The sequence below is a fragment of the Bradyrhizobium lablabi genome, from assembly GCF_900141755.1.
Lineage (GTDB): Bacteria > Pseudomonadota > Alphaproteobacteria > Rhizobiales > Xanthobacteraceae > Bradyrhizobium > Bradyrhizobium lablabi_A.
The window spans coordinates 6,537,642-6,550,342 of record NZ_LT670844.1; the positions used below are offsets into that span (position 1 = coordinate 6,537,642).

11 protein-coding genes are annotated in these 12,701 nt (G+C 60.8%); 7 read left to right on the top strand and 4 right to left on the bottom strand.

Annotated features, from left to right (window positions below):
- The first annotated feature begins 120 nt into the window (after positions 1 to 120).
- The gene (locus B5526_RS30145) at positions 121 to 1,629 is read left to right on the top strand and encodes an amidohydrolase family protein (protein WP_079543407.1); all 1,509 of its coding nucleotides are present in this window, start codon (positions 121 to 123) and stop codon (positions 1,627 to 1,629) included.
- Positions 1,630 to 1,788: 159 nt separating this feature from the next.
- Here the strand turns inward: B5526_RS30145 and B5526_RS30150 are convergent, their stop codons facing one another.
- The 3 genes from B5526_RS30150 to B5526_RS30160 form a co-directional block, all read right to left on the bottom strand.
- Positions 1,789 to 3,405: an arylsulfatase gene (locus B5526_RS30150; RefSeq protein WP_079543408.1), complete on the bottom strand. Its 1,617-nt coding sequence runs from the start codon at positions 3,403 to 3,405 to the stop codon at positions 1,789 to 1,791.
- An 88-nt stretch (positions 3,406 to 3,493) separates the two neighbouring features.
- Entirely contained in the window at positions 3,494 to 5,176 is a 1,683-nt protein-coding gene (locus B5526_RS30155; RefSeq protein ID WP_079545580.1) for an arylsulfatase, read from the bottom strand.
- 118 nt (positions 5,177 to 5,294) lie between these two features.
- Entirely contained in the window at positions 5,295 to 6,293 is a 999-nt protein-coding gene (locus tag B5526_RS30160; RefSeq protein WP_079543409.1) for a formylglycine-generating enzyme family protein, read from the bottom strand.
- Positions 6,294 to 6,824: 531 nt separating this feature from the next.
- Between B5526_RS30160 and B5526_RS38040 the strand changes: the two genes are divergently transcribed.
- From B5526_RS38040 to B5526_RS30195, 6 genes are all read left to right on the top strand, one after another.
- A complete protein-coding gene (locus B5526_RS38040) occupies positions 6,825 to 7,184 on the top strand; it encodes a hypothetical protein (protein ID WP_154071530.1) in 360 nt (119 codons plus the stop codon).
- 7 nt (positions 7,185 to 7,191) lie between these two features.
- Positions 7,192 to 8,001: an LssY C-terminal domain-containing protein gene (locus B5526_RS30170; protein ID WP_079543411.1), complete on the top strand. Its 810-nt coding sequence runs from the start codon at positions 7,192 to 7,194 to the stop codon at positions 7,999 to 8,001.
- 36 nt (positions 8,002 to 8,037) lie between these two features.
- A complete protein-coding gene (locus B5526_RS30175) occupies positions 8,038 to 8,802 on the top strand; it encodes a hypothetical protein (protein WP_079543412.1) in 765 nt (254 codons plus the stop codon).
- Between the two features lie 542 nt (positions 8,803 to 9,344).
- The gene (locus B5526_RS30185) at positions 9,345 to 10,157 is read left to right on the top strand and encodes a UDP-2,3-diacylglucosamine diphosphatase (protein WP_154071531.1); all 813 of its coding nucleotides are present in this window, start codon (positions 9,345 to 9,347) and stop codon (positions 10,155 to 10,157) included.
- Positions 10,157 to 11,212 carry a glycosyltransferase family 4 protein gene (locus tag B5526_RS30190; RefSeq protein WP_079543415.1) on the top strand — a complete coding sequence of 352 codons (1,056 nt, stop codon included), beginning with the start codon at positions 10,157 to 10,159 and terminating at the stop codon, positions 11,210 to 11,212. Before B5526_RS30185 ends, B5526_RS30190 begins: the two co-directional genes overlap by 1 nt.
- Positions 11,213 to 11,273: 61 nt before the next feature.
- Complete coding sequence (locus tag B5526_RS30195) at positions 11,274 to 12,263, top strand: threonine/serine dehydratase (protein WP_079543416.1); 990 nt, start codon at positions 11,274 to 11,276, stop codon at positions 12,261 to 12,263.
- Here B5526_RS30195 and B5526_RS30200 read toward each other — a convergent pair whose 3' ends face one another.
- A complete protein-coding gene (locus tag B5526_RS30200) occupies positions 12,264 to 12,617 on the bottom strand; it encodes an ADP-ribosylation/crystallin J1 (RefSeq protein ID WP_079543417.1) in 354 nt (117 codons plus the stop codon).
- Between the last annotated feature and the right edge of the window lie 84 nt (positions 12,618 to 12,701).

Genomic DNA, 12,701 nt, shown 5'->3' on the forward strand with positions numbered 1-12,701 from the left:
CGTTCGGCCGACCAGAACGACGAAAACCCCGCGTCATGATTTGGGCCGATCCGGGGTGCAGCGTCCTCCCGTTAACGACCGGCAACTGGTCGATCACAATTCAAAACAGGGAGGACGACGATGGGAAGTTGGCTCAGTGAACGAGAACAGCGCCTTGTCGCAGGCGCCGAGGCGGCATCGGCCGCAACGCCGGTTCCGACCCAGATTGTATCGAACGGCGAGTATTTGCCGCCTTCGCAGAGCGCGACCCAGAAGAGGGTCGAAGCACGCATCAATGAGTTGGCCGACCTTAACGGCCAACGGCTCGGCTTGAACCGGCGGCAGTTCATGCGAACGAGTTGCGGCATGGCGGCCGCCTTTCTCGCCATGAACGAGATCTACGGCAACGTCTTCCAGGTCACGGCGGCCGAAGCCCACGAGCCCGAAATGATGCTGGCGCGGGCGCAAAGTCTCGCAGGGCAATTCGTCTTCGATGTCCAGACCCACTTCGTGCGCGACGATTTCAAGCATGAGGAACTGCTGGGCCTCGCAAGCTTCGCCAGCGAGCACTGGAATCCGAACATGAAGCAGGAAGGCGTGTCGTCGCTCGCCCGCTACAAGTTCCAGAACTACATGAAGGAGATCTATTACGACAGCGACACCACCATGGCACTTCTGAGCGGCGCCCCGTTCGACGATCCGAGCTGGTGGCTGTTGTCGAATGAGCAGATCGCCAAGGCGCGTGAGATGATCAACGACTTTGCGGGCTCACGCCGCTTGCTAGCGCACACCGTGATCACGCCCAAGCAGCCAGGCTTTATGGATGAGGTCGACAAGGCGATCGCGGTCTACAAACCCGATTCATGGAAGTCCTACACGATCGGCGACCCGCTTGCGCCGTCGAAATTCCCCTGGCGGCTTGACGACGAGCAGGTGATGTATCCGTTCTACGACAAGGCGGTGAAGGCTGGGATCACAACCCTATGCATCCACAAGGGTCTACTGCCGCCCGATTACGAGAAATCCTTCGCCGGCGTATGGGAGTACGCAACCGCCTGGGACATCGGCAAGGCTGCCAAAGACTGGCCGCAGATGAACTTCGTCATCTATCACTCGGCGCTGCGTCCGTTCCTTGAACTGCCCGATCAGGCCTGGGCCGAGTTCGAGTCCACAGGCCGCATCCGGTGGGCCACCGATCTAGCGGAAATTCCACAGAAGTTCGGGGTCACTAACGTCCACGCGGAGCTTGGCACGTCGTTTGCCAACTCGGCCGTGGCGCATCCCAAATTCTGCGCCGCTCTGGTCGGCACGCTGATCAAGGGCATGGGGGTCGATCATGTCCTATGGGGCACCGACTCGGTTTGGTACGGGTCACCCCAGTGGCAGATTGAGGCGCTGCGTCGGCTCGAAATCCCCGAGGATATGCAAAAGAAATATGGTTTTGCTCCGCTCGGTGGCGCCGACAGCGCGATCAAGCAGATGATCTTCGGCGGCAACGCGGCGCGCATGTACCGGATCAATCTGAAGGCTGCCGACAATATCAGGATGCCGGCCTTTTCCGAGGACCGGCTGACCGCCCTGAAGAGCCAGTATGAGCTCGCCGCCAAAGAGCCATCGAATCTGCGTTACGGCTACGTCCGGGCCGCCTGATCGCGGTTTGGGCTTTTGCCCAATGGCTTCGGCGAGGATTCCTCGCCGAAGCCGCGCCGTTGAGGCCGACAGCAAGCCCGCGTGGCGGCGATGAGGTTTTGTGCGCGGGTGGTTTTCATGGCTGTATCCACGATCGGAGGAAGGTCGCCGAAACTTCCGCTAATTGCCGGAAGGCGGATTCCTCAGTTTCTCCATGGCTTGTTCGACTGAGAAGGAGCCTGGCCTTTGGCGTGGCGGAAAGTCCCGAAAGCTCGACAGATGCTGTGCCACGACCGCCTGCGCGGGGACGAGCACGAACGCATGTTCAACAAACCACCGCACGTAATCGCCTGCCTCGTGCTGGGCCCGCTCGAACGGATCTGCGCGGAGGTTGAACAGCATGGGCAGGCGGAGCTGAACGAGCGGTTGCTGCCAGACACTGAAGCCTTCGGCCTTCTGTTCCAGGAACGCCGCCTTCCATTGTTCATATCGAAGGCCGGCAAGATTGCCGTCGTCGGTCCAGTAGAAAAACTCGCGGCGCTTGTCCGGACCCTTGCCGGCGAGCAGGTCGCGCTGGTCGTAACCGTCCAAATGAACTTTGAAGTTCTTGCCTGCAGCGTCATAACCCTGCAGGAGCTTGTTCTTGACATCGGGCTCGCCGGCGGCCGCGACCAAAGTCGTCGCCCAGTCTTCGGCAGAGAAGATTTCGTTGATCTCGGTCCGCGGAGGTACCGTACCGGGCCAGCGTATCATCGCCGGAACGCGGTAGCCTCCTTCCCAATTGCTATTTTTTTCGCCACGGAACGGCGTCGTTCCGCCGTCAGGCCACGAGAAAGTCTCGGCGCCGTTGTCGGTCGTGTAGATTACGATCGTATTGCTGGCGATGCCGAGATCGTCGAGCTTTTTGAGCAACTGTCCGACTTGGCCGTCATGCTCCACCATGCCGTCCGGATAGATACCGAGCCCGGTCTTGCCTTGAGATTCCGGCTTGAGACGGGTCCAGATGTGCATGCGGCTCGGATTGAACCACACGAAAAATGGTTTCTTGTCCCGGTTCGTGCGGTCGATGAAGTCGATCGAGGCGTTGAGGAATTCCTCGTCGATCGTCTCCATGCGCTTCTTGGTGAGCGGCCCGGTATCCTCGCATTTTTGCTTGCCCCACGGACCGAAACGGGGATCGTCGCCCGGCGTGTCGGTGGTCGTCGCGACGCACTTCATCACGCCACGCGGACCAAACTGCGCCTTGAACGATGGATTCTTCGGGTAGTCCGGATTCTCCGGCTCCTCCTCGGCATTCAGATGATAGAGGTTGCCAAAAAACTCGTCGAAACCATGCACTGTCGGCAGGAATTCGTTGCGGTCGCCGAGATGGTTCTTGCCGAATTGTCCGGTCGCGTAGCCCTGTGGCTTGAGCAGTTCGGCAATCGTCGGATCCTTCTCCGACAACCCCTCTTTCGCTCCCGGCAATCCCACTTTTAGAAGTCCGGTTCGCAGCGGGCTCTGGCCGGTGATGAACGCGGCACGGCCGGCGGTGCAGGACTGCTGGCCGTAATAGTCGGTGAATATTGTACCCTCGTTGGCTATACGATCAATGTTTGGCGTGCGATAGCCCATCATGCCGCGGTTATAAGCGCTGATATTCCAGTAACCGATGTCGTCGGCCATGATGACAAGGATGTTGGGCTTTTGCTGTTGCTGCTGCGCCGACGCGGCTACTGGTGCGACCAGTGCGAAAGCGAGCGATGCCGGCAGGGCAAGCCAGGTGTTCGCAAGCCAGGTGTTCCAGCTCCTGTTCATCGTTGATCTCCCGACGAAGTGGTTGCTTGATCGGCTTATGGTCCGCGGACGCCCCGTGGGGCGCCCGCATCACCCGCAAGCATCCGAACTACTGGCTCGGGTGCCCCTGACCCTTCCTGAGCTGTTCCATGACCTGATCCAGGTTGTAGCTCGCCGGATCCTGAAGCGGGGGGAACTCCTTGTAGGATTCCAGCTCCTTCAGCCACAGCACCTGCCCGATGGGCAGCAGGTTCCAGTCGTAGACGTAGGCCGAGACCGGCCCGGCGAGCGCCCCGCCGAACCAGAAATTCGCCTTTTTCTCGTCGCCCCACGACGTCTCGAATGGATCGCGCTTGAGGTTTACCATGCCGGCTGCGAACTGGGTCTGAACTCCCGGCAAGAGGAAGCCCGTCGCGGTTTCGGGCGCGATCGCGAAATACATCTTCCAATTCTTGTAGCGCACCGCCGACGGATGGGCACTGGAATAGTAGAAGAAGGTATCGCGCGCGGACTTCTCCGAACGTCCCGAGAGGTATTCAGTCTGGTCGACGCCATCGAGCCTGGTCTTGACGATGCCCGGATAGGAACCGGCCATAATCCGCTTGTTCAGCGCATCGCCCTTATCTCCGCCGGCGATGTTGACAAGCGTGGGCAGCCAGTCGAGCGACGCGAAGATGTCGTTCTTGACGGTGCCGGGCTTGATGACGCCCGGCCAGCGCATGACACACGGAGCGCGCATGCCGCCTTCCCAGGTGTTCATCTTCGAGCCCTTGAACGGGGTGGTGCCGCCGTCCGGGTAGGTGAACGTCTCGGCGCCGTTGTCGGTGGTGAACACGACGATCGTGTTGTCGAGCTGACCCATGTCCTGGAGCTTCTTCAGCACATAGCCGATGTTGTCGTCCATCTGCTTCATGCCGGCTTCGTTGACGCCCCAGTCCTTGCCGCCCGGCTCGCCGACCATGGCCATGTACTTGTCGTTCAGCACGGTCGTGATGTGCATGCGCGCCGGGTTGTACCAGACGAAGAACGGCTTGTTGGTCTTCTTCGGGTCATTGCGATCGAGGAAGTCGATGACCTTGGCCGAGATTTCCTCGTCGACACCCTTCGATCGCTCAAGGGTCAGTGGACCCTCGTCCTTGCATGTCATGTTCTTGGCGGTGCCGTCGGATTTGCACGCCAGGATCGGTCGTGGCGGCGTCAGGCAAGTCGTGGTCTTGGGATCGACGGCGCCGGGGACCTCGGGCACGCCGGGGATCGGCGTGTTCTTGCACGGCGGGGCGACCGTCTGCTGGGTCGGAGACTTGTTGATGTCCGGGAAGCTCACCCCCTGCATGGCGTCGAGGTGATACAGGTAGCCCCAGAATTCCTGGAAGCCGTGCGCGGTCGGCAGCGCGTCGGTGTGATCGCCGAGATGGTTCTTGCCGAACTCGCCGGTGGTGTAGCCGAGATCGAGCAGGAATTTGGCCAGCGTCGGGGTGCCGGGGCGCAGATAGGACGGACTGCCGGGCAATTGTGGAGGGATCATGCCGGTGCGCAGCGGATTCATGCCGGTGAAGAAGGCATTTCGCCCGGCCGTGCAACTTTGCTCGGCATAGTAGGTCATGAAGATCGCGCCTTCATTGCCGATGCGATCGATGTTCGGCGTCTCGCCGACCATCAGGCCGCGGTGATAGATGCCCGGTTGCATCCAGCCGATGTCGTCGCCCATGATGAAGAGGATGTTTGGCTTTTGTGGCTGCTGCTGTTGTGCCGCCGCCGGCGTGCTGGCCGGTCCGCATAACGATAGCGACATCAGTGTCGTCGCTCCGAGCAGCGCGGCGCGAGACCGCTTATGCCAGCCTGCTGCCGTCTTGCGCAGCGCGTTTCGGATGCCAGGCGGTCTTTCCTTGAGTATGCTGTCAAACATGGCGTTACTCTCCTGTTTGTGGCGCATCAGAGGCTCCTCGCCTGATGCATCGAAAGCCGACGTGACTCGTCGACGTATCGACCGGCTCGGCATGGCGCGCAGCCGGCCGGTAGCGGCGGCAGTAGTTCGGCGCGCACAGATGCGAGCCGCCCTTGATGACTTTCTGTGGAATCCTCACATTGGTCGTTCGGGGGTCGTAGCTGCCGTCCTCGCGTCCGCCGCGCGGATTCTCCGGGATGCAGCAAGCCTTTGGCGCGTCAGCCTTGTGCCTGGGTGAATACCAGTCGGCAGTCCATTCCCAGACGTTGCCGATCATGTCGTAAAGCCCGTAACCGTTCGGCGGGAATGCGCTGACCGGCGAGGTGCGCTCGAAACCGTCCGCATTGACGTTCTGCCGCGGAAATTCACCCTGCCAGGTATTTGCCATGTGACGGCCATGCGGCGTGAATTCATCGCCCCAGGCATATTCGGCACCGTCGAGCCCACCGCGCGCAGCGAATTCCCATTCCGCTTCGGTTGGCAAATCCTTCCCAGCCCATTTCGCGTAGGCGGCTGCATCGCTGAAAGCCACATGCACGACTGGATGATCGTCCAGCCCACGGATGTTGCTTCCGGGTCCGTAGGGATGCCGCCATTGCGCGCCCCTGGCGAAGGTCCACCACTGGCTGAAGTCGCGGAGGTTGACCGGATGGTTGGGCGGCGAGAACATCAGCGAGCCCGCGTAGACCATGTGCGGGAGCATTCCAGGATAATCCTTGGGGTCGGGTATGATTTCCGCGACGGTGACGTGCTTGGTAGCCCTTACGAATTCCTTGAATTGCCGGTTAGTGACGGGATAGCGGTCCATCCAGAACGCATCGACGGTGACGCGGTGGACCGGAGCTTCTTCCGGATAATGCTTGTCCGATCCCATGCGAAAGGTGCCGCCCGGAATGAATACCATCGGCGCGGATGAACTCTCGCGGATCTCGACCTTCGCGAGAGTGTTGGTTGAAATATTCATGCAGCTAACCCCTTGTTGGGCGGGTCGCCATTAATTGAAAATACCAAGTGCAACCCGCCAAGGCAGGGTTGGGATCGCGGCATGCCGCTAAGAACGGGGCGGGATCGGACGATCCCGCCAACGCGGCGCGGTCCCGTGACGGACTAGAATACGTCCCCCCCTGGCCGCCGCTATGCAAAAACGGACGGAAGCTCGGGCAAATCCTTTCGACGACAAGAAAGTACCTGCTTCATGCCGATCTCCGGGCATGCACGGTGGGCAAGGTCAATCCACTCTCCGGACTGCCCTGCACGTGGACGGGGTCTCTCTCTTTGCCGCAATCACGGCTGTGACTTTTCCGTCGCAACGTTCAATTTTTTTCCAGCAAATCGAAATCCTGCCGGAATTGCATATTGAGCCGCGAGTGGCCAAGCTAACCAGGGAGACATCGCAAGGATGCAACGGTTACTTGGTGACGCTGAAGGGCATTGCTATGTTAGTAGCGCTACCATCCCGGAATGAAATCTTGTTAGGCGGTCGGGAGGACTTCCGATGTCCAAATATCATTTTGCAAGCACTTTCCGGCAGGCAATAGCGGGTCCATTCATCGGTGCGGTTCTTGGCTTGAGTTCGACATTTGCTCAAGCAGGCCCATGCAGTGCCGACATTGCAGAATTCGAAGCAGCCGTGCGTCAATCAGCAACCAATCCAAATGCGGGATTAACAGCACCCCAGTCAGTCGGTGCGCAACTTGGTCACCAACCAACCGTGGCTTCTACGAAACAAGCCGAAGAGCGGTTGAAATCCAAATTTTCAGCAAATTTGGCCCGCGCCAAACGGCTTGATGCCCAAGGTGATCGCTTAGGTTGCCAGCGCGCGCTTACCGCAGCTAAACGAATGTATATCCTGTAGAACCCAAATGAACTTCTTTCCGCGAGGACGTAAGCGGCAGGGTCTCACGATCATCGCTACACTCGTCATTTTGTATGTCGTTCTCAGTTACCTTGTTTTACCCGCGACATGGGCGCGTATTGAGCACGAACCCGGGCTTGTAAAGCATACAATGCTGACCGCGACGGCGCAGGGTATCCCGGGAGGTCCTATTAATGTTGGCCTGGTAGGAACTCGTGAGGATTTGGTTCGCGCATTTCATGCCGCGGGCTGGTACCCCGCCGACCCCATCACATTGCGGACCAGCGTGGAGATCATCGGGAGCGTACTGCTCGACCGACCTTACAAAAGTGCGCCGGTCAGTCCGCTGTTTTACGAGGGGCGACGTGAGGATTTGGCGTTCGAAAAGCCACATGGCGGGAGCGCCGATCGCCGCCAACACGTCCGCTTCTGGAAGGTCCTTGAAAGCGGAATTGATGGCGGTCCCGTTTGGCTCGGCTCTGCGACTTTCGACAGCGGGGTCACTTTAAGCCGCGACACGGGCCAGGTTACTCATCGCATCGCGGCCAATATTGATGAAGAGCGAGACCGATTGATCGCAGAATTGAACGATGCCCACATGGTGACAAGCATTTATCAAATGAAGGGGATCGGTCCCACCTTAAATGGGCGAAACGGTGAAGGCGATCCTTACTATACGGACGGAGAAATATGGGTGGCGCGACTCGTCAGCGGCGGCAAAGAAGCTGAAAAGCTTGCTGAAATGCTGCCGGCACCCGCACTCATTCAAATGAAAGACACCGCGTTTTCCTGGGGATCGCGAATAGGATGGCACTGACCGCGCGGATCGCCGCGTTCGCGAGTGAGTGGAGTCATGGAAAATCTGACGCATTACCCGTTGCTGGTGTTCGCGGCGGCCTTCGTGACGCTGTGGCTCGCTTCAGTCGCGGGCTCGTGGCTGCGCAGGCGCAACCCGAGCGCCGGCGATGAGCGTAATGAGGATCTCGGTGTCATCCTTGCGGCCACCCTGACGCTGCTCGCATTAATCATCGGCTTCAGCTTTTCGATGGCCACCAGTCGCTACGAACAGCGCAAGAATTTCGAGGAAGCCGAAGCCAACGCGATTGGGACCGAAATCTTGCGAGCCGACGTTCTGCCACCTGCGGATGCCGCAAACCTGCGCAAGCTCCTTGGCGACTACCTTGACCAGCGTATCCTGTTCTACATCACTCACGATGATACTCAGCGAACGCGGATCGATGCGCGGACCAGCCAATTGCAGGCTGATCTCTGGGCTGCGGTCCGCGGACCGGCCACCGCACAACCGACGCCGGTTGCGGCGCTGGCGCTCGCTGGCATGAACGACGTGATCAATTCGCAGGGCTACACGCAAGCGGCGTTCTGGAACCGGATTCCGACCGCCGCGTGGTGTCTGATGGCGGCTATCGCGCTGTGTTCCAACGTGCTGTTCGGCTATCGGTCGCGAAACGGCAAGGCTGCGGGAAAGCTTGCTCTCGTGCTGCCGCTTATCGTCTCGATTGCCTTCCTTCTGATCGCCGATATCGATACTCCGCGGCATGGCTTGATCCATGTCAGTCCACAGAACCTGGAAAGCTTGGCGAAGTCGCTTGGACGCTGAAGTTCACCGCGCGAGGGGCGCCACGGTTAGGTGTCCATCGTCGGATGATACGACGATGGACAAGCGCAGGGTCTCGCCGACGGCAAAGCGGCACCTTTCGTCCGCACTTTACGGTGAGAAAAGAAAGGTTGAGCGGCTCCGCGATGGGCCGTTGCGGGTTGAGGGGACGGCTGCAGACGTGATTCAAGCTCCGAAGCCGGCGCCTCGAACCATGCGCGACGAACTCAACGATGATGGATCGTCGACGTCTCGTCCTTGATCCCAGCGCCATGCTCCGGAATGACGATCGATGTCGCTTGGTTGTCGCACGGCGCTGCTATTCGCGCTTTCGACAAGCGGACGATTGAGTCGCGTTGGAACCGGCCTTGGCGAATGAACACTGCCGATCTCGATCCTGCCCAAACAAAGAGCACGGTCTTGAGCTCCGGGAACCGGTTTTCCTTTTCGGTACAAACGCGAAGCGTTTGCCGGCAGACCATGTCCAAACAAAACGTAAAGGGTCCCGTCATCTCGTTGTCACGGGAATCGGCTAGCTGCTCGACATGGGAAGTTACACTATGAGTGACGAGTTGCCGGAACGGCGCTTTCGCACTTTGTTTATCTCCGACGTCCACCTCGGGGCCCGCGGCTCGCAAGCCGAACGATTGCTGGACTTTCTGCGCACCCACGATGCCGACACCATCTATCTGGTCGGCGATATCGTCGATGGCTGGGCGCTGCAATCCAACTGGTACTGGCCGCAATCCCATAACGACTTCGTGCAGAAAATGCTGCGCAAGGCGCGCAAGGGCGCCAAGATCATCTATGTGCCCGGCAATCACGACGAGTTCCTGCGCAACTATTACGGCACCCATTTCGGCGGCATCGATGTCGTCGAAAATACCGTCCATACCGGCGTCGATGGCCGGCGCTACCTCGTCATTCACGGCGATATTTTCGACCTCGTGGTGCAGAACGCGCGCTGGCTCGCCCATCTTGGCGACAAGGCCTATGATTTCGCGATCCAGATGAACCGGCTGGTCAACTTCTTCCGCCGCGCCTTCGGCGTGCCCTATTGGTCGCTGTCGCAATGGGCCAAGCTGAAGGTCAAGAACGCGGTGAACTATATCGGCGCCTTCGAGCAGACGCTCGCCGCCGAGGCGCGCCGGCACAACACCGACGGCGTGATCTGCGGCCATATCCACTACGCCACCATCCGCGATGAGCACGGCATCCGCTACATGAACTGCGGCGACTGGGTGGAAAGCTGCACTGCGCTGGTCGAGCACGAAGACGGCCGGTTCGAGATCATCACCTGGACCGATCCGCTGCGCCGGACGGCGCCTGTTGCCTCGGTCGCCGCGCGTGCCGCCTGATGCATATTCTGGTCGCGACCGATGCGTGGCATCCCCAGGTCAACGGGGTGGTACGGACGCTGACCATGATGGCGGACGCGGCAGAGAGGCTCGGCGTCGAGGTCAGTTTCGTCACCCCGCAATCGTTCCGCACCTTTGGTTTGCCGAGCTACCGGGATTTGCGCGTGGCGCTGCCGACGCCGGCAAAAATCGCGCGATTGATTGAAGACGCCCGGCCCGACAGCATTCACATCGCCACCGAAGGGCCGATCGGGCTGTTGGCGCGGCGCTATTGCCGCAAACATCAAGTGCCGTTCACCACGAGCTTTCATACCCGCTTTCCCGAATATATCTCGGCGCGTTTGCCGATCCCCGAATCCTGGATTTGGGCGGCGCTGCGCGCCTTCCACCGGCCGAGCCAGGCGGTGATGGCGGCGACGCCGGCGCTTTCGAACGAGCTGCGCTCCCGCGGCTTCCGTAATGTGGTGCTGTGGCCACGCGGCGTCGACGCGCGGCTGTTTCATCCGCGCGCCGTCGAGCTCGGCCTGCCGCGCCCGATTTTCCTGTGCGTCGGCCGCGTCGCGGTCGAAAAGAATCTCGAGGCGTTTCTCGATCTCGATTTGCCCGGCACCAAGCTCGTCGTCGGCGACGGACCGGCGCGGGCGTCGCTGCAGCGGCGCTATCCCCACGCGGTGTTTCTAGGCAGCCGGCAGGGCGAAGCGCTGGCGGAGGCCTATGCCGCGGCCGACGTCTTCGTGTTTCCGAGCAAGACCGACACGTTCGGGCTCGTCCTTTTGGAGGCGCTTGCCAGCGGCCTGCCGGTCGCCGCGTTCCCGGTGACCGGGCCCCGCGACGTCATCGGCAACGCGCCGGTCGGCGCGCTGAACGACGATCTCAGGACCGCCTGCCTGTCCGCCCTGCAGATTTCGCCGCAGGCCTGCCTGGAATTTGCCGCGGGGTACACCTGGGAATCCTCGGCCCGGGTCTTTGTCGAAAATATCACCAATATCCGTAACGTCGAACCATCAGGCGAAACGGTGGAATTTGCCGCCGAAACGCCGCGCGTCGTGGCCTGATCACGGCTAAGTTCTCGCAAGCATCTTGCCCGCGCATCCGGGTCCGCGATACAAGTGGCGGATGGCGGATTCCTCCCTTGCCCTGCCGGTCAGTTCCATGGATATCGACGCGGCCGCGCGCGTGCTCGCACCATACGCGGTGCGCACGCCGTTGTTGTCCTCGCCGGTGCTCAATGAGCGTGCGGGAACCAAGGTCTTCCTGAAGCCGGAAATGCTGCAGCGGACCGGGTCGTTCAAGTTCCGCGGCGCCTTCAACAAGCTCTCATCGATCCCCTTAGCCGCGCGCGGCGGCGGCGTCGTCGCGTTCTCCTCCGGCAACCATGCCCAGGGCGTCGCGGCGGCCGCCAAAATCCTCAACATGCAGGCGACCATCGTGATGCCGGCCGATGCGCCACTTTCAAAACGCGAGCGCACCAAGAGCTATGGCGCCGAAGTCGTCTTGTACGATCGCGACCGCGAGGATCGCGAAGCCATCGCCCGCGACATCGCCGCTAAACGCAACGCCACGCTGGTGCGCCCTTACGACGATACTTTTGTCATCGCCGGCCAGGGCACGGTCGGTCGCGAGATCGCCGAGGACATGGCGGCGCTCGGCATCACCCCCGACATCGTGGTGGCGCCGGCTTCCGGCGGCGGCCTGATCGCGGGCGTCGCGACCGCGGTGAAGGCGCGCTATCCGCAGGCCATGGTGATGTCCGGCGAGCCGGAAGAATTCGACGATCACGCCCGTTCGCTGCGCGCCGGAAAACGCCAGGCGCACGGCTCCAAGGGCCGCACCATCTGCGATGCGCTGATGGCCACGATGCCCGGCGAGCTTACGTTCTCCATCAACAGCCGGCTGTTGACCCAAGGCATCACCGCCTCCGACGCCGAAGTCGGCACCGCCGTCGGATTTGCCTTCCGCGAATTGAAGCTCGTGGTCGAGCCGGGCGGCGCGGTCGGCCTTGCCGCCCTTTTGGCCGGGCGCATCGACGCGCGCGGCAAGAACGTCGTCATCGTGCTGTCCGGCGGCAATGTCGACGCGGATCTGTTCGCGAAGCTGGTGGCCTGATCAAGGGAAGCTGCGAACCACCTCGATAAGACCCACGATTGCGGCGTTCAAGGCATCCATCTCTTCGGCCGGAATCCAATATTCCAAATGAGACCTGCCGCCGGCTTCTTTCGCCTCATAGCGGTCGATGAAGCTCCGGGTGACCTCAAAGCGGGTCACGAAGCCGGAACCGCTCGCCGGAACGTTCCAATCGCGAGCAATTTTCACCGCGTATTCTTCAGACAGGACCGGGTAGAAAATCGGCTGTTCGGGCAGCCGCGGAGGAAAGGCCCGCATGCCGCTCTGTCGGATCAATTCAAGCTCGTCCGGCCCGACCGGTCGCCAAAGGGTCACAGTTTCTTCGTTCGGTGTCATGCTTTTCAGGCTTGCTTTTCAGACTTGATTTTCAGACTTGCCTCCGTGTGCGTGACAGCGGTGCGACAAGAAAGAATTGGTGGC